22 protein-coding genes are annotated in these 23,001 nt (G+C 69.6%); 13 read left to right on the forward strand and 9 right to left on the reverse strand.

Annotation, left to right across the window (positions count from 1 at the left end; genetic code table 11):
• Positions 1-65: 65 nt before the first annotated feature.
• Genes C503_RS0121660 through C503_RS0121670 form a run of 3 tightly spaced genes read right to left on the reverse strand, consistent with a single transcriptional unit; the run spans position 66 to position 2,504 of the window.
• A complete protein-coding gene (locus C503_RS0121660; RefSeq protein ID WP_018684319.1) occupies positions 66-791 on the reverse strand; it encodes an ABC transporter permease in 726 nt (241 codons plus the stop codon).
• Positions 791-1,555, reverse strand: coding sequence for an ABC transporter permease (locus tag C503_RS0121665; protein ID WP_018684320.1), 765 nt, complete (start codon positions 1,553-1,555; stop codon positions 791-793). The genes C503_RS0121660 and C503_RS0121665 overlap by 1 nt, the downstream gene beginning before the upstream one ends.
• Positions 1,556-1,559: 4 nt before the next feature.
• Positions 1,560-2,504: an ABC transporter ATP-binding protein gene (locus C503_RS0121670; protein ID WP_018684321.1), complete on the reverse strand. Its 945-nt coding sequence runs from the start codon at positions 2,502-2,504 to the stop codon at positions 1,560-1,562.
• Positions 2,505-2,750: 246 nt separating this feature from the next.
• On the opposite strand from C503_RS0121670, the gene C503_RS0121675 reads away from it, so the two are divergent.
• Positions 2,751-3,329 carry a TetR/AcrR family transcriptional regulator gene (locus tag C503_RS0121675; RefSeq protein ID WP_018684322.1) on the forward strand — a complete coding sequence of 193 codons (579 nt, stop codon included), beginning with the start codon at positions 2,751-2,753 and terminating at the stop codon, positions 3,327-3,329.
• A 108-nt stretch (positions 3,330-3,437) separates the two neighbouring features.
• Positions 3,438-4,340: an SDR family oxidoreductase gene (locus tag C503_RS0121680; RefSeq protein WP_018684323.1), complete on the forward strand. Its 903-nt coding sequence runs from the start codon at positions 3,438-3,440 to the stop codon at positions 4,338-4,340.
• Position 4,341: 1 nt separating this feature from the next.
• Here the strand turns inward: C503_RS0121680 and C503_RS0121685 are convergent, their stop codons facing one another.
• Positions 4,342-4,998: a response regulator gene (locus C503_RS0121685; protein ID WP_018684324.1), complete on the reverse strand. Its 657-nt coding sequence runs from the start codon at positions 4,996-4,998 to the stop codon at positions 4,342-4,344.
• Between the two features lie 20 nt (positions 4,999-5,018).
• Positions 5,019-6,179 carry a sensor histidine kinase gene (locus C503_RS0121690; protein ID WP_026316554.1) on the reverse strand — a complete coding sequence of 387 codons (1,161 nt, stop codon included), beginning with the start codon at positions 6,177-6,179 and terminating at the stop codon, positions 5,019-5,021.
• A gap of 266 nt (positions 6,180-6,445) precedes the next feature.
• Here C503_RS0121690 and C503_RS0121695 point away from each other — a divergent pair, with 266 nt between their 5' ends.
• From C503_RS0121695 to mctP, 8 genes are all read left to right on the forward strand, one after another.
• Positions 6,446-8,053 carry a dynamin family protein gene (locus C503_RS0121695; protein ID WP_018684326.1) on the forward strand — a complete coding sequence of 536 codons (1,608 nt, stop codon included), beginning with the start codon at positions 6,446-6,448 and terminating at the stop codon, positions 8,051-8,053.
• Positions 8,054-8,160: 107 nt separating this feature from the next.
• Positions 8,161-8,733 (forward strand): nucleotide exchange factor GrpE, encoded by a 573-nt coding sequence (gene grpE / locus C503_RS40280; RefSeq protein WP_245572557.1) that lies wholly within the window; start codon positions 8,161-8,163, stop codon positions 8,731-8,733.
• Entirely contained in the window at positions 8,730-10,565 is a 1,836-nt protein-coding gene (locus tag C503_RS0121705; protein ID WP_018684328.1) for a dynamin family protein, read from the forward strand. Before grpE ends, C503_RS0121705 begins: the two co-directional genes overlap by 4 nt.
• A gap of 100 nt (positions 10,566-10,665) precedes the next feature.
• Positions 10,666-11,442 carry a hypothetical protein gene (locus C503_RS40285; RefSeq protein ID WP_018684329.1) on the forward strand — a complete coding sequence of 259 codons (777 nt, stop codon included), beginning with the start codon at positions 10,666-10,668 and terminating at the stop codon, positions 11,440-11,442.
• A gap of 417 nt (positions 11,443-11,859) precedes the next feature.
• A complete protein-coding gene (locus tag C503_RS0121715) occupies positions 11,860-13,695 on the forward strand; it encodes a phosphoenolpyruvate carboxykinase (GTP) (protein WP_026316555.1) in 1,836 nt (611 codons plus the stop codon).
• A gap of 139 nt (positions 13,696-13,834) precedes the next feature.
• Positions 13,835-14,062, forward strand: coding sequence for a hypothetical protein (locus C503_RS40290; protein WP_026316556.1), 228 nt, complete (start codon positions 13,835-13,837; stop codon positions 14,060-14,062).
• Positions 14,063-14,298: 236 nt separating this feature from the next.
• Positions 14,299-14,568, forward strand: coding sequence for a DUF3311 domain-containing protein (locus tag C503_RS0121725; protein WP_018684332.1), 270 nt, complete (start codon positions 14,299-14,301; stop codon positions 14,566-14,568).
• Positions 14,565-16,199, forward strand: coding sequence for a monocarboxylate uptake permease MctP (gene mctP / locus C503_RS0121730; protein ID WP_018684333.1), 1,635 nt, complete (start codon positions 14,565-14,567; stop codon positions 16,197-16,199). The genes C503_RS0121725 and mctP overlap by 4 nt, the downstream gene beginning before the upstream one ends.
• Before the next feature lie 73 nt (positions 16,200-16,272).
• Here the strand turns inward: mctP and C503_RS0121735 are convergent, their stop codons facing one another.
• The 4 genes from C503_RS0121735 to C503_RS0121750 form a co-directional block, all read right to left on the reverse strand.
• The gene (locus tag C503_RS0121735; RefSeq protein ID WP_018684334.1) at positions 16,273-16,605 is read right to left on the reverse strand and encodes a hypothetical protein; all 333 of its coding nucleotides are present in this window, start codon (positions 16,603-16,605) and stop codon (positions 16,273-16,275) included.
• Between the two features lie 602 nt (positions 16,606-17,207).
• On the reverse strand, positions 17,208-17,351 hold the full coding sequence (locus tag C503_RS46875) for a hypothetical protein (protein ID WP_018684335.1): 144 nt from the start codon (positions 17,349-17,351) through the stop codon (positions 17,208-17,210).
• A 297-nt stretch (positions 17,352-17,648) separates the two neighbouring features.
• The gene (locus tag C503_RS0121745) at positions 17,649-18,842 is read right to left on the reverse strand and encodes an ATP-binding protein (RefSeq protein ID WP_026316557.1); all 1,194 of its coding nucleotides are present in this window, start codon (positions 18,840-18,842) and stop codon (positions 17,649-17,651) included.
• Positions 18,843-18,934: 92 nt separating this feature from the next.
• Positions 18,935-20,227: an acetyl-CoA C-acetyltransferase gene (locus tag C503_RS0121750; RefSeq protein ID WP_018684337.1), complete on the reverse strand. Its 1,293-nt coding sequence runs from the start codon at positions 20,225-20,227 to the stop codon at positions 18,935-18,937.
• A 69-nt stretch (positions 20,228-20,296) separates the two neighbouring features.
• On the opposite strand from C503_RS0121750, the gene C503_RS0121755 reads away from it, so the two are divergent.
• Genes C503_RS0121755 through C503_RS0121765 form a run of 3 tightly spaced genes read left to right on the forward strand, consistent with a single transcriptional unit; the run spans position 20,297 to position 22,943 of the window.
• On the forward strand, positions 20,297-21,610 hold the full coding sequence (locus tag C503_RS0121755) for a 3-oxoacyl-ACP reductase (protein ID WP_018684338.1): 1,314 nt from the start codon (positions 20,297-20,299) through the stop codon (positions 21,608-21,610).
• The gene (locus C503_RS0121760) at positions 21,610-22,398 is read left to right on the forward strand and encodes a MaoC/PaaZ C-terminal domain-containing protein (protein WP_084477252.1); all 789 of its coding nucleotides are present in this window, start codon (positions 21,610-21,612) and stop codon (positions 22,396-22,398) included. Before C503_RS0121755 ends, C503_RS0121760 begins: the two co-directional genes overlap by 1 nt.
• Entirely contained in the window at positions 22,395-22,943 is a 549-nt protein-coding gene (locus tag C503_RS0121765; RefSeq protein ID WP_018684340.1) for a sugar O-acetyltransferase, read from the forward strand. Before C503_RS0121760 ends, C503_RS0121765 begins: the two co-directional genes overlap by 4 nt.
• The last annotated feature ends 58 nt before the right edge of the window (positions 22,944-23,001 follow it).

The raw sequence follows: 23,001 nt of genomic DNA on the forward strand, positions 1-23,001 counted from the left end.
CGACCCGGGCTCTTTCCCCGTGGTGGTCCCGCCGCTCCCCGAATGATCGGCGGGACCGGGTGGACCTACGCGTCGCGCTTGTTCGCGACGACCAGTGCGGCGATCAGCAGTGCTGCCGTGACCCCGGCGAAGTAGAGCAGCGAGCCCCAGGGGGACTGCGGCGCCTCCGGCACCGGGTTGAGGAACCGCCCGGCGTTGATGAACGGCATCCAGTCCTGGATGTCCCGGCCGACATTGGGGATCAGCGCGACCAGGTTCTCCACCAGCAGCGGCCAGATCAGCAGGATGGACAGGGCGCCCGCGGACTGGCGGACCAGCACGCCGACGGCCACCGAGAGCACCGCCGCGAGAGCGAAGACCAGCCCGGCGCCCGCGACCATGCGCAGGTCGTCGCCGGTGCTGATGGCCAGCTCCGGGCTGCTGTCGATCATCCGCGCGACCGCCCAGGAGCCGAACGCGGCGATCTCGCCGAGCACGCCTGCCAGCACGGCGACCACCACGCACTTGGCCAGCAGCACGCCGCTGCGGTTGGGCACCGCCTGGAAGGTGGTCCGGATGGTGGCGAAGCGGTACTCGGTGGTGATGGCCAGCGCGGCCATCACGGTGATGATCATCAGGCCGAACTGGATGCCGAACTGGCTGTGCTCCACCCGCAGCGGGTTGTTCCCGCCGTGGTTGAGCGCGACCATCACGGCCATGCCGATGGTGAGGCCGAGCGCGAGCAGCGCGGACCACCATGGCGAGCGAGTGGTGAACAGCTTGATCCGCTCGGTGGCGAGCAGCGTGGTCATCAGGCATCCCTCCGCTTGGCCGTGGTGATGGCGATGACCAGTACGACCACGGCGAAGGCCGCGAAGTAGAGCAGCGCGGGCCACGGGCCAAGGCCCGCCTCGGCGGGCGGCGGCCCCTCGTTGATCGGGCGCGTGGTGATGTCCGCGTCCCCGGTGATGAACGCGTTGGACATGTTGAACGGCAGCCAACGGTGGATCTTCGGACCGATCGTGGGGATCAGCGTGACCAGGCCCTCGACCAGGTTGGTGTAGATCAGCAGCAGCGCGATGGCGCCCGCCGAGTGCCGCACCAGCACGCCGACGCCGACCGCGATCACGGCCGCGATGGCGTACACCAGGCCGACGCCTGCCACCGCGCGCCACTCGTAGGCGGTGTCGATGCCAAGGTCGGCACTGGACTTGATCAGCTTGCTGATGCCCCAGGAGCCGAACGCGCACAGCTCGCCGACGATCCCGGCCAGGATCGCCACCACGGCCGTCTTGGCCAGCAGCGCGGTCGGGCGGTTGGGCACGGCCAGGAAGGTGGCCCGGATGGTGGAGAACCGGTACTCGGTGGTGATCGCCAGCGCGGCCATCACCATCACCACGACCAGGCCGAAGGTATAGCCGAACTGGGTGGCGGCGACGTTCATCGGGGACGCGGCGTTCGAGGTGCCGGACATCAGCGCGCCGAACCCGATCGTGATGGCGAGCGCGATCGCGGTGCACCACCAGGGCGAGCGGGTGGAGAACAGCTTCATCCGCTCGACAGCGAGGAGAGTCATGTCGTCACTTCCCCGCAGGCACGAGCGTGGCCGGGGTCTGACCGTCGGTCAGCTCCGTGTGGTACTCCACCGAATCGCCGGTGAGCTGCATGAACGCCTCTTCCAGGGAGCCGCGCTGTGGGCTCAGCTCGTGCAGCACGACGCCCTCGCGGGCGGCCAGCTCGCCGATGTCGGCGCAGTCCATACCGGAGACGACCAGGTTCTCGCCCTCGTCGCGCAGGTTCGCGCCGAGCCTGCCCAGCGCGCCGCGCAGGACGGCCAGCTGCGGGCTGCGTACCCGCACGGTGTTCTCGGTGGCCTGGGCCACGAAGTCCTCGGTGCTGCTCTGCGAGATCAGCTTGCCGCGGCCGATGACGACCAGCTCCTGCGCGGTCAGCGCCATCTCGGAGAGCAGGTGGCTGGAGACGAAGACGGTGCGGCCCTCGTCGGCCAGCCGGTGCATGAACTTGCGGATCCAGAGAATGCCCTCCGGGTCCAGGCCGTTGACCGGTTCGTCGAACAGCAGCACCTGCGGGTCGCCGAGCAGCGCGGCGGCGATGCCCAGCCGCTGCGACATGCCCAGCGAGAAACCGCCCGCGCGCTTGCCCGCGACGGCGGTCAGGCCGACGATCTCCAGCACCTCGTCCACCCGGCGGGCCGGGAGCTTGTTGGACTTGGCCATCCACTGCAGGTGGGCGCGGGCGGACCGGTTGGGGTGCACCCACTTGGCGTCCAGCAGCGCGCCGACGGTGCGCAGCGGCTGGTGTAAGTCGCGGTAGCGCTTGCCGTCGATGAGCGCCGAACCCCCGGTCGGGGTGTCCAGCCCCAGGATCATCCGCATGGTGGTGGACTTCCCGGCGCCGTTCGGCCCCAGGAACCCGGTCACCCGGCCCGTGGGGACCGAGAACGACAGGTTGTCGACGGCGAGCGTCTTGCCGTAGCGCTTGGTGAGGCCGACTGCCTCGATCATGGTGACTCCTCTTAAGCCTGGCTGGTGCGCACCTCCCCTGGCACGCCCCCCCGTTCTGACACCAGGATGCCGCCACCCGCGCTCTCGCGCGTCGTCCTGTGGTCGCCCCTCGGGGTCAGCTTTCAGGAGTAGCCTGCCGCACCCGCCGTGGCCCGGGGTATCGGGTACGACCCTGAGTGGACCCTGATCCGCGCGCCTGGTCCGGATGAGTGGCCAGGGGTTATTGAACTGTGCTTCAATAATGGGGTGGCCCGCCCGAGAACCATCTCCGACCAGCAGATACTGGACGCTGCCTCGGTGGTCATCGGGCGCGTGGGGCCGGGCTTCACCCTGGCTCAGACAGCCGCCGAGGCCGGGGTCTCGGTTGGCACGGTGGCGCAGCGCTTCGGCTCCAAGGACGGCCTGCTGCTGGCGATCTTCGACCACGCGACGGCCGAGGTCGCCGGTGCGATGCGCGCCGCCGCCGAGGTCGAGCCCGACCCGGTGGCGGGTGTCCGGGCCGCCGTGCTGCGCACTTTTGCATCGCTGGGCGACGCCGAGACCGCGGGCAACCACCTGGGACAGCTCGGCGTCGACCTGATGGACCCGCACCTGCGCGCCAGGCTCGGCGTGCACTTCACCGCGATGCAGGCGGAACTACGCCGCGCGCTGGACCGGGCGCGGCCGCACCTGCCCGGCGCCCCGGCCGTGGACGTGGCAGCGCGGGTGCTGCTTTCCCTGGTGAACGGGGTCGCCATCGACTGGTCCGTCCGTCCGCACGGACGCCTCGCGGACCGGATGACCGAGGACGTGGACGCGGTGCTGGAGGCGTGGCGCCGCGGGTGAGGGGAGGACATGACGGTGGATGACCAGACTGTGACGGACAGTGCTGTTACAGACGGTGCTGTTGTAGACGGTGCGGCGGCTGTAGACGGTGCGGCGGCGGACGGTGCGTTGGCGGGTCGGGTCGCGGTGGTGACCGGTGCGACCCGGGGCTGCGGTCGGGGTATCGCGGTGGAGCTGGGCGCGGCGGGGGCGACGGTCTACGTCACCGGGCGCACGACCCGGGACAGCGCCTCGCCGATGAAGCGCGCGGAGACGATCGAGGAGACTGCGGAGCTGGTCGACGCGGCGGGCGGCACGGGCATCCCGGTCCGCTGCGACTTCTCGGTGGTGTCCGATGTGGACGCCCTGCGCGACCGGATCGAGGCCGAGCACGGCCGGATCGACGTGTTGGTCGACGACGTCTGGGGCGGCGACCCGTTCGTCGACTTCGAGGCGTCCTATTGGGAGTCCTCTTTGGACAACGCGGTCCAGGTCGTGCGCAACGGCCTGGAGACCCACCTGATCACCCTGCACCGGCTGCTGCCCCTGGTCGTCAAGCGGCGCGGCGGGCTGGTGGTCGAGGTGACCGACGGCGACACCGAGCGGTACTGGGGCACCGGGATCCCGTACTACCTGGTGAAGTCCGGCGTCCGGGCGATCGGCCGGGCCCTCGGCGCGGACCTCGCCGAGCACGGGGTCACCGGCCTGTCGGTCACCCCCGGTTTCCTGCGCTCGGAGATGATGCTCGAACACTTCGGCGTCACCGAGGAGAACTGGCGGGACGGCGCGGCGAAGGACCCGCACTACGTCATGGCCGAGTCGCCCCGCTACGTCGGCCGGGCCATCGCCGCGCTCGCCGCCGACCCGGACGTCTCCCGGTTCGCGGGCCGCACCATGGCCAGCTGGACGCTGATGCGCGAGTACGGGTTCACCGATGTGGACGGCAGCCGCCCGGACTGGGGCCGCTGGTTCGAGGAGGTCTACGAGACGAAGACCGACCCGACCACCGTGGACCCCGCCCGGTACCGGTGACTCACACGTCCCCTGGCCGCACCAGACCGGTCTCGTAGGCCAGCACCACCGCCTGCACCCGGTCCCGCAGCTCCAGCTTGGACAGCACCCGGCCCACGTGCGTCTTCACGGTGGCCTCGGACAGGAACAGCTTGCGGGCGATCTCGGTGTTCGACAGCCCCTGGGCCATCAGCACGAGCACCTCGCGCTCCCGCTCGGTGAGCACGTCGAGCACCGACGCGTCGCGCAGCTCGCCGCCGCCCGGACCGAGGAACCGGTCCAGCAGCCTGCGGGTCACGCTCGGCGAGACCACCGCGTCGCCGCTGGCCACCGAGCGCAGCGCGGAGACCAGGTGGCTGGGCGGGGTGTCCTTGAGCAGGAAGCCGCTGGCGCCGTTGCGCAGCGCCGACAGGGCGTACTCGTCCAGGTCGAAGGTGGTCATCACGAGGACCTTGGAGGTGCCCTGCTCGGTGATCACCCTGGTCGCCTCGACGCCGTCCAGCACCGGCATCCGGACATCCATCAGCACCACGTCCGGGCGCAGCTTGTCGGCCAGCTCGATGGCGGCCCGGCCGTCACCCGCCTCGCCGACGACCTCCATGTCCTCCTGGGCACCGAGGACCATCCGGAAGCCGACGCGCATGAGTTCCTGGTCGTCCACCAGCACCACCCTGATCACGTGGCCCAACCTAACGCCTCCTACGCGGTGGACACCGGTAGCACTGCTCGGACGCGCCAGCCGCCTTCCGTGTGCGGGCCTGCCTGGAGCGTGCCGCCGAAGACGTTGGCGCGTTCGCGCATGCCGATGAGGCCGTTGCCGCCGACCGATGACAGGGCGGCGAGCCGGGGGTGCCGGTCGGTGCCGGGGCCGCGGTCGGTGATGTCCAGCTCCACCCGGTCACCGATCCGCTGCACGTGCACGGCCGCGGTCGCGCCGGGGCCCGCGTGCTTGATCGTGTTGGTCAGCGCCTCCTGGACGATCCGGTAGATGCCCAGGCCGACGCCCGCGGGCAGGTCGTCCAGCTCGCCGGTCAGGTCCAGCCGCACCGGCACGCCGATGGCCCGGACCCGCTCGGCCAGGTCCGAGATGGACTGTGCGCCCGGCTGCGGCGCGCGGTCGGACTCGCCGTCGTCGCTGCGCAGCACGCCGAGCAGGCGGCGCAGCTCGGTCAGCGCCTCGCGGCCGGTGGCGGAGATGGTGTTGATGGCCCGTTCGGCCACGTCGGGCTGGGACCGGACCGCGTAGGCGGCGCCGTCGGCCTGGACCACGATGACGCTGACCGCGTGCGCGACCACGTCGTGCAGCTCGCGGGCGATCCGGGCGCGCTCCTGGCCGACGGCGATCCGTGCCTGTTGGTCGCGCTCGGTCTCCAGCAGCGCCAGCCTGCGCTCCACCTCCGCGTGGTAGGCCCGGCGGGCACCGGAGAACTCGCCGAGCGACCAGCAGAACCCGAAGATCACCACGATCACCACGGTGGGCGTCACCGCGCCAGGGAAGCCCTGCCGCCAGACCGCCCAGGCCGTGGTGCCGACGGCCAGCCACAGCACGTACAGCGCGCCCTGCCGCCTGCTCACATAGGCGACCACGGTGTACAGCGAGATGCCCAGCGCGATGTCCGCGCCGCGCATCCGGGCGTCGATGCCGCCGAGGTTCGGTCCGTGCGTGAGCAGCTGCACGAAGCCTGCGCCCAGCACCAGGTACGCGGACAGCAGCGGGTACCGCCTGCGGATCACCAGCGGTCCCAGCAGTCCCAGCCCGACCAGCCAGAACACCACCGGGTTCACCCCGCCGGGCATGGCGAAGGCGGAGATCGACTCCAGGGCGCCGAGCACGGCGGCGATGACGCTGTCCCCGGCGATCGGGTGCGCCTTCATCCACAAGCTCAGTCTCCGCACGGTCCGAGCGTAGGCACTGTCGGCGCCGGTCCGCGTCCTCCCGGCGTCGCATTGCCCGGTCCGACCGCAGGCGGACCGGGCCAGCGGCTCCCCCGGCGCTCCCCCAGCGCACGGTGTCGGCGGACCGAACCAGGCGAGTGTGGACACGCCGGGGCCCCGGTCATGGCACGATGCGGGGCGACCGACGGAGGGGAATCGGCCGGGTGCGCTCCGGCCGGGGAGGAATCGGCTTGTCGACCGAGCAGCAGCACCTGGCCGGCCCGTTGTCCGCCGCGGTGGCCAACCTCTGCCAGCGCCTGCAGCCCCAGGTGTCCGCACGCACCGCCGCCGGGTTCCGCGAGGTGCTGCGCAGGTTGTCCGCCCCGTTGCAGGTAGCGGTCGCCGGGCGGATCAAGTCCGGGAAGTCCACGCTGGTCAACGCGTTGATCGGGCGCCGGGTCGCGCCCACCGACGTCGGCGAGTGCACCCGGCTGGTGACCCGCTTCCAGTACGGCACGGTGGACCGGGTGGAGCTGGTCTTCTTCGACGGTCGCAAGCAGGTGCTGCCGTTCGACGTCGGCGGCATGATCCCGAAGGACCTGGAGGTCGACTTCGACAAGGTCTCGCACCTGGAGGCCTACCTGACCAACGCGGTGCTGCGGGACCTGACCGTGATCGACACCCCCGGCCTCGGCTCGCTGGACCTGGCCTCGGTGAAGCGCACCGAGCAGCTGCTGGGCGCGGCCAAGCACCGCAAGTCCGACGACGACCCGGACGCTGCCGAGGGCGACCGGGCCGCGGACGGGGACGCGGACACCGACGAGGACGACGGCGAGCTGGACGACACCTCGCGCAACGCCGTGGCGGGCGCCGAGGCCGTGCTCTACGTGGTGACCCAGGGCGTGCGGGCCGACGACCAGCAGGCGTTGGCCGCGTTCACCGCCGCCACGGCCAGCCGGGAGGCGGGCCCGGTCAACGCCATCGCGGTGCTCAACAAGGCCGACACGATCACCCCGGAGTCGGTGACCGGCAGCGACGGCGACGTGTGGAAGGCGGCCACGCTGCTGGCCGAGAAGCAGGCGGCCACGCTCAAGCCGCGGGTCGCCGACGTCATCCCGGTGATCGGCCTGCTCGCCGAGTCCGCCGAGTCCGGCAACTTCACCTCCGCCGACGCGGACGCGCTGCGCCAGCTGGCCCAGCTCGACGACGGCACCTGGGAGACGATGCTGATCTCCGCGGACATCTTCACCAGCTGGGAGTGCGAGGTGCCCACCGGCACCCGGGTGCGGCTGCTGGAGAAGCTGGACCTGTACGGCATCCGCTGCGCGGTGGACACGCTGCGCGCCGAGCCGGACCTGACCGCGGGCGCGCTGCGCCGCAAGCTGCTGGACGCCTCCGGCCTGGCGGGCGTGCGCACCCGGCTGGACGCGGTGTTCCGGGTCCGCGCGGACGGCATCAAGGCGGCCGCCGCGCTGGCCTCGGTGACCGCGCTCGCGCACGCCTCCGGCGACCCGGGCGAGCGGCAGCGGGTGCACGACGCGATCGAGGTGCTGCTGGCCAAGCCGGAGGCGCACCAGCTGCGGTTGCTGGAGGCGCTGACCCTGGTCACCTCGGGCGCGGTGAACATGCCGGAGGACCTGGCCGAGGAGGTGCTGCGGGTGGGCGGCAGCGCCGAGGTGGGCGAGCAGCTTGGCATGCGCGGCCGCCCGCACAAGGAGCTGTCCGCGTACGCGCTGGAGCGCGCGGGCTGGTGGCGGTCGTTCGCCTCGTTCGGCGCGACCCCGGCGCAGAGCCGGGTGGCGCACGTGGTGCACCGGGCCTACTTCCTCATCTGGCAGCAGCTGAAGGCACAGGCCTGATCGCCCGCTGATGATCACCTCCGGGCTGCCGGAACCGCCGTGGCGCGGCCGCCCGGCGCTATACGATTCGGCATCGGTCGGGGTGTGAGCAGGCTGGGTGAGGCGGAATGGCGTCCTGGTTCAAGGGCAAGCGCAAAGACGGCTTCCGGACGGAAGCAGGCTCGGATGACTCTTATGGCTCCAATGATTCCTACGACATGGCGGGCGAGGGCGCGGTGACCGGCGGGGGTATCGAGGACGTGCTGCGACCGGTCGGCGAGCCGACCGTCGAGTTGCGACCGGTGGCGGCGGCCGAACCCGCGCCGGAGGTGGCCCCGGCGGACGGGTTCGACGAGTTCGACGCGGACGGCATGGCTGGTGCGGCCGAGGTGTACGAGCAGACGGTGGCCGACCGGCGCGCCTTGGTAGCGCTGTGCCTGTACGCGCACGACCGGGCACGCAGCTCGGGCGTGGCCGAGCGGATCGAGGAGGGGCTGGCGGGCGTCGGGGTGACCGCGCTGCGGCCGGAGGGCGAGCGGTTCGACCCGGCGGTGCACGAGGCGGGCGGCACGGTCGGCACCGAGGACGAGAGCCTGGACGGCATGGTCGCGGAGACCGAGGTGGTCGGCTTCAGCGACCGCGGCCACCTGCTGCGCGCGCCGATCGTCACCGTTTACACCAGCCGGGCGACCACGGCATGACCCAGCCGAAGCAGCCGCTGTCGCTGCCCAAGCAGGTCGCCCAGACTCGCGAGCAGCTGCTCGCGCTGCTGCGCGAGGCCGCGCCGGAGTCGGCGACCTGGGTGGAGGAGATCCGCGCCCGGCGCCGCAAGAAGCCCGCGGTCGTGGTCGTCGGGGAGACCAACCGGGGGAAGAGCTCGCTGGTCAACGCCATGATCGACCGGCCGGGTCTGTCCCCGGTCGACGCCGACGTGGCGACCGCGACCTACCTGCTGTTCGGGCATGCGGAGCAGTGGGAGGCGCGCGCCTGCTACCCGGGCCAGCTGGCGCCGGTCCCGGTGGAGCTGGACCGGCTGGTCAACTGGGTGTCCGCGGCGCACGACCTGCCCGAGGGCGAGCTGCCGCCGCGCTACGTCGAGGTCGACGGCCCGGTGCCGCTGCTGGAGAAGCTGGTCGTGGTGGACACCCCGGGTGTCGGCGGCCTGGAGTCGATGCACGGCGAGCTGGCGATCGAGGCCGCCGCGACGGCCACCGCGCTGCTGTTCGTGGTGGACGCCTCCGCGCCGTTCACCGCGGGCGAGCTGAACTTCCTCGCCAATGTCGGCGAGCGGGTCGAGACCGTCGTGTTCGCACTGTCCAAAGTGGATGCCTACCGGGGCTGGCGGCAGGTGCAGGAGGCCAACCAGGCGCTGCTGGCCGAGCACGCGCCGCGGTTCAAGGGCGCCACCTTCCACCCGGTGTCCTCCCGGATGTACGAGATGGCGGCCAAGGCGCCCAACCCGGAGGCCGCCGAGATGCTGCGCGACCGCTCCGGGGTGCCGCAGCTGGTGACCGCGCTGGAGGCACTGCTGGTCGGCCGCTCGGCCATGCTCGGCGAGGCCAACACCCTGCGCGCGCTGTCCTCCGCGCTCGGCGAGCTGAAGGTCACCCTGGACAACGAGCGTCGCGCGCTGACCACCGGCGAGGCCGAGGCGGAGGCGCTGCGCGGACGCAAGGACGAACTGACCGTCGAGCGTCGCTCGTCCACCCGTGGCTGGCAGGTCAAGCTGCGCAGCGAGATCCAGCGCGCCCGGCTGGAGAACTCGCACGAGGTCAGCAAGGAGATGCGGGACCTGCAGTCCTGGTTCCGGCAGGCCATCGACCACGCCGACAAGGACCGGCTGCGCGAGCTGCCCGGCCAGGTCGACGCCGCCATGCAGGTGGTCAGCGGCCGGGTCGGCCAGTCGGTGAGCACCAGGATGAACCAGGTGGCCGACTCGGTCCTGAGTGAACTGTTCAGTGCGGACGAGCTGGAGGTCATCCGGGCCCAGTTCGCGCGGACCGGACCGTCCCAGGTGGTCGTGCGCACCGCGGAGAAGCGGATCCCGACCGCCGAGGACAAGCTGCTGGTGTTCATGGGTGTGTCCGGCGGCATCGGCGCGGGCAAGATGGCCACCATCCCGCTCGCGGGCGCCATCGCCGCGCCCATCCTGCTGGTGCCGACGATCATCATCGGGCTGGGCGCGGGCTGGTGGATCGCGCGCACCCGCAAGCACACCGCGGACAAGCAGCACATGAAGCTGTGGCTCAACGAGTCCATCGCGGACGCTCGGTCCACATTGGACCAACTGGTCGCCGAGCAGCTGATCGACGCCGAGTCCCAGCTGTCGTTGGCGCTGGACGAGGCGCTCGGCAAGCGCATCTCGGGCATCGAGGAACAGCTCCGCGAGGTGGACAAGGCATTACGACTCGACGTGAGCGAGCGGCAGAAGCGCGTGACCGTGGTAAACAAGCGCCTGGCAGACGTGCTCGCGGGCCGCGATCGGGCGGAGAAGCTGCTTGCCGGCATCCGCACGGTTCGGGACAAGAACTAACCTCGTAACACCGGGAACCGGCTGGGCGAAGCGTCAGTCATATCAGCCGAACAAGCCAGTGATAATCCCCATTCAGGGATTGAGCCAGAGGGGGCTACCCGTGTACGTGGACGAGACCGGCGCCGACGTCAGCGACAACGCCGCGGACGACACCACCCACGACGAGATGACCGTCGAGGTGGATGGCCAGGAGTACGAGGTCCAGGAGAACTACGACTTCGACCACGACGGCCACAACGACACCACGGTCGTGCAGTCCGGGGACGGGTACATGGCCTTCACCGACACCGACGGTGACGGCACCGCCGACACCGTGGTCGAGCTGGACCACGACGGCAACGTGGTGGCCGCGGGCGAGTACAACGAGTCCACCGGCGAGTGGACCGAGGCCGACCCGAACTCGGTGGAGAACCCCTCCGGCGACGGCACCGACAACGGCGCAGGCCACAGCTCCAGCCACGACACGGGCGACGATTCCGGTACGCACACGGGCACGCACAGTGGCGACGACTCGGGCGAGCACACCACCCAGACCTCGCACTCCACCGGCGGTGAGGACATCACCGTCGACACCAAGGACGGCGACGTCACCGCGGGCGCCGCGGAGTACGACGCGGACGGCGACGGCACCAACGACACCGCCGTGGTCACCGACCAGCAGGGCAACACCTACGCGTTCACCGACGTGGACGGCGACGGCCAGGCCGACGAGGCCGTGGTGATCGAGTCCGACGGCGACGTGACGGTGGCCCAGCACACCGGCGACGAGGAGTGGACCACGGTGGAGACCGGCCACCTGAGCGCCGACGGCACCTACGAGTCCGACCACACCGGCGCGGCCACCACCTCCGGCTCGGACGCCGCCTGGCAGGGCTGAGTGTGATCGTGGTCGCGCGGGCCCGGGTGGGAGCGGTGCCCGTGTCGATCACGCCACGCTGAGTGAGACAGGAAAAGATCCCGGTACGCCGAGCGCGGGCCGGGATCTTTCTCGTTTCCGCCCAGGTGCGGCGAACATTCACGTAGGGTCACCAGTGTTCGGCAGACGGACGCCGGATCGGCGGAATCCGGGCCTCGCAAGTGGGTACTGAATCGATCCCCTTATCGTTCTTGTGAGAGAACCGACAGGCAAGGTCTCGGTTACCTGGCGGCTACTTCGCTAACCTCAGTGCATCCCTTCACGCATACACCCGCCTCGGGGCGGGTAATGCGCCATTCGGTTAGGACGCCGCCGTCCCCGGTCAGGTCAGCGGTGTCCCGATCGGCATTTCGGCGTTCAGTCAGGAGACGAGGCGAGATGACGGCAGTGACAACCCCTGGCGTTGACCAGGCACCGACGACACACCAACGACTCCTGGCGTGGGTGCGCGAGGTGGCCGAGCTGACCACTCCGGACCGGATCGTGTGGGTGGACGGCTCGGACGAGGAGTGGACCCGTCTGACCGACCAGCTGGTGGCCGCGGGCACGTTCACCCGCCTGGCGAAGCAGCCGAACTCGTTCTACGCGGCCTCCGACCCCAACGACGTCGCCAGGGTCGAGGAGCGCACCTTCATCTGCTCGGTCGACGAGGCCGACTCGGGTCCCACCAACAACTGGATGGACCCGGCCGAGATGAAGGCCGTCATGACCGAGCTGTACCGCGGCTGCATGCGCGGCCGCACCATGTACGTGATCCCGTTCTGCATGGGCCCGCTGGACGCGGCGAAACCCATGCTGGGCGTGGAGATCACCGACTCCGAGTACGTCGTGGTCTCGATGAAGATCATGACCCGGATGGGCACCAAGGCGCTGGAGAAGTTCTTCGACGCCGAGGGCAACGAGCGGGAGTTCGTGCCCGCGCTGCACTCCATCGGCGCTCCGCTGGAGCCGGGTCAGGCTGACGTTGCGTGGCCGTGCAACGACACCAAGTACATCGTGCACTTTCCGGAGGAGCGGCTGATCTGGAGCTTCGGCTCCGGCTACGGCGGCAACGCGCTGCTGGGCAAGAAGTGCTACTCGCTGCGCATCGCCTCGGCCATCGGCCGGGACGAGGGCTGGCTGGCCGAGCACATGCTGATCCTCAAGCTGACCTCCCCCGAGGACAAGGTCTACTACGTCGCGGCCGCGTTCCCCAGCGCCTGCGGCAAGACCAACCTGGCCATGCTGGACCCGACCATCCCGGGCTGGAAGGTCGAGACCATCGGCGACGACATCGCCTGGATGCGCTTCGGCGAGGACGGCCGCCTGTACGCGGTGAACCCGGAGAACGGGTTCTTCGGGGTGGCGCCGGGCACCGACTACCACACCAACCCGAACGCGATGCGCACCATCGCCAAGGGCAACTCGCTGTTCACCAACGTCGGCCTGACCGACGACGGCGACGTGTGGTGGGAGGGCATGGGCGAGCCGCCCGCGCACCTGACGTCCTGGAAGAAGGCGGATTGGACACCGCAGTCTGGACGCGATACCGGTGAGAAGGCGGCGCACCCGAACTCGCGCTACTGCACGCCGATCGACCAGTGCGACACCAAGGCGCCGGAGTGGGACGACCCGCAGGGCGTGCCGATCTCGGCGATCTTCTTCGGCGGCCGCCGGGCCACCACCATCCCGCTGGTGACCGAGTCCCGGGACTGGCAGCACGGCACCTTCATGGGCGCCACGCTGTCCAGCGAGACCACCGCGGCCGCGGTCGGCGCGGTCGGCGTGGTGCGCCGCGACCCGATGGCGATGCTGCCGTTCATCGGCTACAACGCCGGTGATTACTTCAACCACTGGATCGAGACCGGCAAGCGCGCGGACGCGACCAAGCTGCCGAAGATCTTCTACGTCAACTGGTTCCGCCGCGGCGCCGACAAGCGCTTCCTGTGGCCCGGGTTCGGCGAGAACAGCCGCATCCTGAAGTGGGCGATCGAGCGGATCGAGGGCAAGGCGGCCGCCCAGGAGACCCCGATCGGCTGGGTGCCCACGGCGGACGAGCTGGACCTGTCCGGTTTGGACGCCTCGCGCGCGGACATCGAGGCGGCGCTGGAGTTCTCCGCCGACGAGTGGCGGGCCGAGCTGCCGCTGATCGACGAGTGGTTCGACAAGATCGGCGACAAGCTGCCGACCCCGCTGCGGGACGAGCTCGCCGCGCTGAAGCAGCGCCTGGGCTGATCCCCCGGGCAAGGTCCACAAGACACGGATGGCCCCCACCGCCTCGGCGGTGGGGGCCATCTTGTGTATCCCGCGTCACCCATCCCGGGTTGTCCTGTCTGAGAAGGTAGGGCGGCACGAGAGCAGGGGAGTCGGCGAAGTGAGCGGGAGACAGGCGCGGACGTGGCGCTGGCAGCTGTCCGGGTACGACGAGCGGGTGCACGCGTTCCCCGCGGACGAGCGGCCCGCGAGCTTCGTGGAGGCCGCCTGCGCACACACCGTGCCGTTCGCCCGGATCAGCCGTACGCACGCCGGACCGCGGTGCGTCCGCTGTCTGCTGATCTTCGGGGACCAGCTGGCGGCCGCAGCCGGGCCGCCTGTGGATTGAGTTGTGGACTACCTGTGGATAACTTTTCTTAGCGCTGACCTGGCGATCCAGCCGAAACTGCGGCCGTGAACCCCGAGTTGTCCACAGGCTGTGGATAAGGTTGTGCACAGCCTGTGGACTCCTCGCCTCGGGAAAAGTTGACCGGCGGTCGGCAATTGACGGCAACCGGTGACGAGCGGCCCGGTTGGCCCTAGTGTTTCTCCGCAACAGATCTGTCACGGAGAGCGAGGAACACGATGACCCGACCCGCTCCGCCCAGCATCCGCTGGACCAACTGGAACCTGTTACTGCTGATCCCGCTGTTCATGCTGGTCACGCCGATCTTCAACCGGAGCGGCCCAGCCCTGTTCGGCATCCCGTTCTTCTACTGGTTCCAGCTGGCCGGGGTCGCCTCCGGCGTGCTGGCCACCTCGATCGTCTACGTCAAGACCCGCACCGCGCCGACCGCGACCCCGCCCGGACCCGAGCCGGACGTGGACACCCTGGACGAGGGGGCGGTCCGATGAGGTGGACCGAGCTGGTCGTCTTCGTGCTGCTGTTCGGCGCGGTCACCGTGCTGGGCTTCGTCGCCGCCAAGTGGAAGGCGGGCGGCACGCTGGACCACCTGGACGAGTGGGGCCTGGGCGGGCGCAAGTTCGGCTCGTGGGTCACCTGGTTCCTGATCGGCGGCGACGTGTACACCGCGTACACCTTCGTCGCGGTGCCCGCGCTGATGTTCAGCGCGGGCGCGGCCGGGTACTTCGCGCTGCCGTACACCGTGATCGTCTACCCGCTGGTGTTCATGCCGCTGCTGCGCATCTGGTCGGTATCGCGCGCTCGCGGCTACGTCACCCCGGCCGACTTCGTCCGCGGCCGCTACGGCTCGTCGGTGCTGGCCCTGCTCATCGCGCTGACCGGCATCGTGGCCACGATGCCCTACATCGCGCTGCAGCTGGTCGGTCTGGAGGCGGTGCTGCGCACGCTGGGGCTCAACGGGTCCGGCATCGTCGGGCACCTGCCGCTGTTGATCGCGTTCGTGATCCTGGCCGGTTACACCTACCAGTCGGGACTGCGCGCGCCCGCGCTGATCGCCTTCGTCAAGGACATCCTGGTCTACCTGGTGATCATCGTTGCGGTCGTCTACCTGCCGATCAAGCTGGGCGGCTGGAGCACGATCTTCGGTGCGGCCGACGCCAAGTTCCGGGCCACCCCGGCACCCGGCGACGGTCTGCTGCTCAACGCCAACAACCAGCTGCAGTACGCCACGCTGGCGCTGGGCTCGGCACTCGCGCTGTTCCTCTACCCGCACTCGCTGACCGGCGTGCTCGCCTCGCGCGGGCGCAACGTGATCAAGCGGAACATGTCGGCGCTGCCCGCGTACTCGTTCATGCTCGGCATGCTCGCGCTGCTCGGGTTCGTGGCCATCGCGGCCAAGACCACCCCGTTGGTCAACCAGGCCACCGGCAACCCGGACACGAACACGATCATCCCGAACCTGTTCGCGCAGCAGTTCCCGGCCTGGTTCGCGGGCATCGCGTTCGCCGCCATCGGCATCGGCGCGCTGGTCCCGGCGGCGATCATGTCCATCGCGGCGGCCAACCTGTGGACCCGCAACGTCTACAAGGAGTACCTGCGCAAGCGGGCCACCCCGGCCGAGGAGGCCAGGCAGGCCAAGCTGGCCTCACTGGTGGTGAAGTTCGGCGCGGTCGCGTTCGTGCTGTTCATCGACCCGCAGTTCTCCATCGACCTGCAGCTCATCGGCACCGTGATGATCCTGCAGACGCTGCCCGCGGTGGCCATAGCGCTCTACACCCGCTGGTTCCACATCTGGGGCCTGGTCGCGGGCTGGGTGGTCGGCATGGGCTGGGGGATGGTGATGCTCTACAACATCCCCAGCCCGGACGGGAAGCGCGCGCACTTCGGCACCTCGGCGCTGAAGCTGGGCGAGCTGAGCCTGTTCGGCTGGCACCCGTTCGCCGGGTCGCCTGCGCAGATCTACGTCGGCTTCCTGGCGCTGGTCGCCAACCTGCTGGTCGCGGTGGTGGTGACGGTCATCGCCCGGCGGCTGCGGGTGTTCAACGGCCTGGACGAGACCACGGTCGCCGACTACCACGTGGACGAGGGGGCGAAGGAGCTCCGCCCGGTCGCCGCACATTGAGCGGGGGAGAACGCGGAACGGGCGGGTCCCCGACTCTGGGGGGCCCGCCCGTTCAGGTTCGCGCGCCCGCGGCTCAGCGCTTGCGCAGGCTCACCAGTGCGGTCAGCAGCGCGGCGCTGATCAGCGCGGGCACCGCCCCGACCACGAGCGCGATCACCACAAGACCCGCCAGCACGAGCGCCACCAGCAGCAACGCCAGGTGCAGGGTCGGTGCCCAGTCACCGAACATCCGCTCGGCGACGACCAAGACCCGCTCCTGTGCGGACCGCCGCGGCTTCGGCTGGTCGGTCATCGCCGGGCGCGGCGCCGGTAGCGGCGGTGCGGGCGGCGGGGTGCGGTCGGGTTCCTCGAACGTGAGGTGGAGGGTGCGGCGGCTTTCCGTGCGTACGGACTCCGTTCCGGTCACGGCCAAAGTGTCGGGCTCCTTCGTGGTACTGCGACTACTGATCAGTTTCCCCCGCAACGGTCGTTGGACAGGGTGACTACTGGGTAGTAGACGATAAGCGGAGCGTGTTCGTCGGTAAACGGCAGCCATGTGACGCCGCTCACCTATTGGGTGACGCTATGACCGTCGGCTACGACAGATGGCCTACGACGACCACCATCGATCGGCTGTAGAACTGAACGGGTGGAGTAGTGGGTGTCCGATTGGCGTAATCGGACACCAAGCCCGGGATATCCCCGAGTGACCGGCGAGCCGGTGTGTATCAGTGTCTGTTTCATCCGCTTGGCGTAATGCCGCGATCATGAAGGGGAATCGCCGTTCGTCGTGTCGGCCGCGCCCTTGGTCGACCGTTCGACGATGGAGAGATCGTTTGGGGCCCACGACGGGGCCCGCTGTGGCACGCTGCGGACGACCGGTCCGCGGGCATAAGGAAACCCCGCAGTGCTGCCAGGTCGGGGGTCCGCCAGCACTACGGGGTCAACCGGAACATCGTGCGCCGTCCCGGTGGTGTTACACGGATCCAGAATGTGCCCTGCATCACATTCTGGATCCTGTTCGAGCGATCAGCGCCAGAGGTTCTGCGCCTGCGCGAGCGAGATCAGCTCGTGGCGCATCGCCGGAGTGGCGGCCTGGTCGATGGCGCGGGTGATCGCCTTGCGGGTGCGGGCCTCGGCGCGACGGGCACGGAGCTTGGCGGTGACGTTCATGGTCGTGCATCCCCTCTAGGTCTTGCTGCGCCGTCCTGGCTGGGCGGGCATGACTCAATTATGCACCCGTGACCAGGCAAGCGCACGCGTTTATCCGGTGAAGTGGCGCACAGACCGATGAATCGTCGGCAGTGACCTGGACCTCACCGGATGGTGTCCGGTATGGCGTGATCCAGGGAACACCGCGTTTCGCGCAGGCATCCGACGGGCGGTCGATTGTGTCTTCTACATATATCTAGTGAATTCACTATATAAACCCAGACGGCGCGATGAGCCTCCTGGCCAGGGGAAACGGTGTTACTCGGCCATATTCAGCAGGTAGCGGCCGAAGTGCGGCACGGTGAAGGCGATGCGCCCGCGCTCGGCGGAGTACACCAGGCCCTTCTTGATCAGGCTGTCCCGCGCAGGCGACAGCGAGGACGGCTTGCGGCCCAGGTAGACCGCCACGTCCGCGGTGCCGACGCCCTCGTCCCGGCCCTCGGTCAGCTCGGCCATCGCGCGCAGGTACTCGCGTTCCGCCGGGGTCGCCCGCTCGTACCGGGACCCGAAGAAGCCGACCGCCAGCTCGGCCTCCGCCTCCGGCGCGGCCACCGCGACATCCTCGGCGGTGATCGGGTCGGCTGGCGCGGCGTCCCAGGCAGCCTTGCCGAACGCCTGGATGAAGTACGGGTACCCACCGGAGCGCTCGAACAGCGCCGCCAGCGCATCCGGGGAGATCTCCGCGTCCTCCCGGTCCACCGGCACCAGTACCGCCTGGTCGGCGTCCTCCCGATCCAGCCGGTCGATCCGCACGTACCGGAACAGCCGCTCGGAGTAGGACTTGCTGGCCGAGAGCACCGCGGGCAGGTGCGGCAGACCGGCGCCCACGACCACCAGCGGCGCCCCGGACTGGGACAGCTCGTGGCAGGCCGCGCAGAGCGCGGAGATGTCGTCGGCGCCGATGTCCTGCATCTCGTCGATCAGCACCGCCACCCCGGTGCCCACGTCCTGGGCTAGCTCGGCCACCTCGGTGAACAGCTCCACCAGGTCGATCTCGATGTCCCCGGAGTCGGCCCGGCCCTGGGTGGCTGGCACGTCGATGCCCGGCTGCCAGCGGTCGCGCAGCTTGGCGTCACCCGGGTTGGCCCTGAGTGCGAACGCCTTGAGCGTGCCAAGCACCTGCTCGACCCGCTCCGGCGCGCGGTGCCGCACGGCCAGGTCGCGGATCGCCCGGTGCAGCGCGGCGGACAGCGGCCTGCGCAGGTCGGAGTCCGGCCGGGCCTCGATCTTGCCCGCGCCCCAGCCGCGCCGGACGGCCATTGATCGCAGCTCGCCGAGCAGCACGGTCTTGCCGACACCGCGCAGGCCGGTGAGCACCAGGCTGCGTTCGGGGCGGCCTCGGGCCACCCGCTCCAGCACGACCTCGAACGCCCGGAGCTCCTTCTCCCGGCCCGCGAGCTCCGGGGGGCGCTGTCCGGCACCGGGGGCGAACGGGTTGCGCACCGGGTCCATCATCCGACCGTATCGGGGAATCTAGGGTCAGCCCGATATTTCCGGCGGCGTGCCCACTCGATCACGGTTTCTACTGCTATCTAGCGTTTGACCTAGATATTGGGAGAATGTTCCAGGATCGCGCAGACGCCCTGGCCACCGGCCGCGCAGATGGAGATCAGGCCGCGCCCTGACCCGCGCTCATGCAGCAGCTTCGCCAGGGTTGCCACGATCCGGCCGCCGGTCGCGGCGAATGGGTGGCCTGCGGCCAGCGAGGAACCGACCACGTTGAGCCTGGACCGGTCGATCGGGCCGAGCGGCTCGGCCAGGCCCAGCCGTTCCGTGGCGAAGGCCGGGTCTTCCCAGGCGGCGAGGGTGCACAGGACCTGGGCGGCGAACGCCTCGTGGATCTCGTAGAAGTCGAAGTCCTGGAGCGTGAGACCCGCGCGGGCGAGCATCCGGGGCACGGCGTAGGCGGGGGCCATGAGCAGGCCCGCACCACCGTGGACGTAGTCGACGGCGGCGGTCTCGGAGAAGGTCAGGTAGGCCAGGACCGGCAGCCTCCGCTCGGCGGCCCACTCCTCGCTCGCGAGCAGGACGGCAGAGGCGCCATCGGACAACGGGGTCGAGTTGCCAGCGGTCATCGTGCCGTCGGGGCCGCCGAACGCGGGCTTGAGCGTGGCGAGCTTCTCGGCCGAGGAGTCCGGGCGCAGGTTCTGGTCGCGGGTCCGGCCCTGGAACGGGGTGACCAGGTCGTCGAAGAACCCTCGCTCGTAGGCGGCGGCCAGCTTCCGGTGGCTCGCGGCCGCCAACTCGTCCTGCGCCTCGCGGCTGATCCCCCACTCCTTCGCGGTCAGCGCCGCGTGCTCCCCCATCGACAGCCCGGTGCGCGGCTCGGCGTTGCGCGGGATGTCCGGCACGATGTGGCCGGGCCGGATCCTGGCCAGCAACCTCAGGCGTTGACCCACAGTCCTGGCGCTGTTGAGCCCGATGAGGATCCGCCGGAGATCGTCGTTGACCTGCAACGGTGCGTCGCTGGTCGTGTCGACTCCGCCTGCGATGGCGGCGTCGAGCTGACCGAGGGCGATCTTGTTGGCCACCTGGATGATCGCCTGGAGCCCGGTGCCGCAGGCCTGCTGCACGTCGTAGGCCGGGGTGTCCGGGGCCAGGCCGCTGCCCAGCACGCACTCGCGGGCGAGGTTGAAGTCCCGGCTGTGCTTGAGCACCGCGCCCGCCGCGACCTCGCCCAACCGCACCCCGCGCAACCCGAACCTGGCCACCAGCCCGTCCAGTGCGGCGGTGAACATGTCCTGATTGGACGCTTGCGCGTAGGGGCCGCCTGCGCGCGCGAAGGGGATGCGGTTCCCGCCGAGGACCGCGACCCGGCGCCCGTGACTCGCGTTCATGCCATCCTCCCGTGCCGGCTGCGGTAGCATTCTAACCTACTTGTCAGTAGGTTCAGGAGGCGAACACCGATGGACCGCTACCAGCAGTTCACCACCTCGGGCGTCGGGCGGGTCCTGGTCAAACGCCTCGGTCTGCCGAACCCGGTCCCGCTGCGTCGGTACCGGCCTGGCGAACCCGTGCTGACCGGCCCGGCGTTGGTGGGTGGTGGCCCACTGTCCGAAGTGGTCGCCCGGGTCCTGGCGGGGGCAGGGATCGAGACCTGTGTGGAACCTGTTGCCACGCATGGCGCCTTGGTGTTCGACGCCTCCGATCTGTCTACTGTGGAGGATCTAGGGCAGCTGCACGACTTCTTCCACCCGGTGCTGCGCAGCCTGGACCGGTGCGGGCGGGTCGTCGTGCTCGGTGCGCTCCCGGAACGGGTGGACGGGGTCGCGCGGGTGGCGCAGCGGGCGTTGGCGGGGTTCGTCCGGTCGGTGGGCAAGGAACTCGGCCGTGGGTCGACGGCGCAGCTGGTGTACGCGGCACCGGGGGCCGAGATCGAGTCGACTCTCCGGTTCCTGCTCTCGGCCCGATCCGCGTATGTCGACGGCCAGGTGATCCGGGTCGGCGCTCATGGCGGGTCAGCGGCGCCGGTCGACTGGAACGCTCCGCTGGCGGGCAAGACCGCGCTGGTCACCGGTGCTTCTCGGGGAATCGGTGCCGCGATCGCCGAGGTGCTGGCCCGGGAGGGGGCGCACGTCGTCGCCCTCGATATTCCGGCTCAGGGGGCTGACCTTGCCGCAGTCGCCAACCGGGTCGGTGGCACCTCGTTGCAGCTGGACATCACCTCGCCGGAGGCGCCCGTGCGGCTGGCCGATCATCTGCGGATCCGGCATGGCGGGGTGGACATCGTCGTGCACAACGCAGGGATCACGCGGGACAAGAAGCTGGCGAACATGAAGCGGGGCGCGTGGGATTCGGTGGTGGCGGTGAACCTGGCCAGCCAACTTCGGATCAACGATGCTTTGCTGGCCGAGGATGTGCTGTGTCCTGGTGGGCGGATCGTCGGGGTGTCGTCGATCGCGGGTATCGCGGGGAATACCGGGCAGGCCAACTACGCGACCAGCAAGGCCGGGGTTATCGGCATGGTTGACGCTTACGCTGCTCGGCTCGCCGAGCGTGGATGCACGATCAACGCAGTCGCGCCTGGGTTCATCGAGACCAGGATGACGGCGGCGGTTCCGCTGTTGATCCGGGAGGCTGGGCGACGGATGAACAGTCTGGCGCAGGGCGGCTTGCCGGTGGATGTGGCGGAAACCGTTGCCTGGTATGCGAATCCTGGGTCTGGTGCGGTGAACGGCAACGTGGTTCGGGTGTGCGGGCAGAGCTTGTTGGGGGCGTGATGGAGCTCGGGGTGGTGGTCGGTGCGCTGGCCGGGTTCGCCAAGCGTGGGGGTGAGTTACCGGGGCGGGTCGTTGAGCGGCAGGGGGTGCGGGTTGACCCTTCGCGGCTTGCTGCTTATGGGCGGGTGTGCGGGTTTCGGGTGGCTGATGAGTTGCCGGTGACTTATCCGCATGTGTTGGCATTTCCGTTGCAGATGCGGTTGATGGCTGGGCGGGACTTTCCCTATCCGGTGATGGGGGTGGTGCACGTGGCCAATCGGATCGTGCAGCATCGGCCGTTGCTTGTTGGGGAGCTGCTTGATCTGCGGGTTCGTGCAGAGGATGCGCGGCCGCATCCGAAGGGGACACAGTTTGACGTGGTCAGCGAGGTGATCTCTGCGGGGGCGGTGGTTTGGGAGGACCGCAGCACGTATTTGTGGCGTCGTGCGGGGAAGTCCGAAAAGGCTCCTCGTGAACCCGTTGAGCTGCCTGCTTCCGTTGCTGTCTGGGAGGTGCCTCGGGATATCGGTCGACGGTATGCGGCGGTGTCTGGTGACCATAACCCAATCCATCTGCATCCCTTGACCGCGCGACTGTTTGGGTTTCCGTGCGCTATCGCGCATGGGATGTGGTCGAAGGCCCGCTGTCTGGCTGCGTTTGAGGGGCGGTTGGCGGACGCGTTCGCGGTAGAGGTCGGCTTCAAGCTTCCCTTGCTGCTTCCCGCGACGGTGAGGTTCCATGCAGGTGGTGACATGTTCGCACTTGCTGATGTTAATCGCTTGTACCTGACTGGCAGGATCACCTTATGACCCGAGATCGCATGGTGCGGAGTGAGTGGTATCAGGATGGGCCGGGGCTGCTTGCGGATCGGCGGCGGTGTTGGCGGGCGCTGAACAGGTTCAACGCGACCGGGCCCGAGGATGATGAGGAACGGTGGGAGATCCTGGCTGGGCTGTTCGGCTCGCTTGGTGCCGGGACGGTCGTGCTGCCGCGATTTCAGTGCAGCTATGGGCCACAGATTCGTGTGGGTGTTTCCACGTTCATCAACAGTGACGTGCTCTTCATGGATGACGCCTCGATCGTTGTCGGTGATGACGTGTTGATCGGCCCTCGGGTGCAGTTGCTTACCGCGCTGCATCCGGTCGAGGATCATGAACGGCGGCGGGCGGGGTGGGAGCGGGCTTTGCCCATCGCTATCGGGGCGAACTCGTGGCTGGGAGCTGGGGTGATTGTTTGCCCTGGGGTGAGTATTGGGTCTGAGGTCGTTGTCGGGGCTGGGAGTGTTGTCACTCGGGATGTTGAGGATCGGGTATTTGTTGCCGGGAATCCAGCTCGGGTGGTTCGCCCGCTCTGAGGTCCGCGTGCTTCGAGCAGCGGCGTTGTGCGCATATGTCGGGAAGTCGCTGGTAGGG

It is taken from the genome of Actinokineospora enzanensis DSM 44649 (assembly GCF_000374445.1).
GTDB lineage: Bacteria > Actinomycetota > Actinomycetes > Mycobacteriales > Pseudonocardiaceae > Actinokineospora > Actinokineospora enzanensis.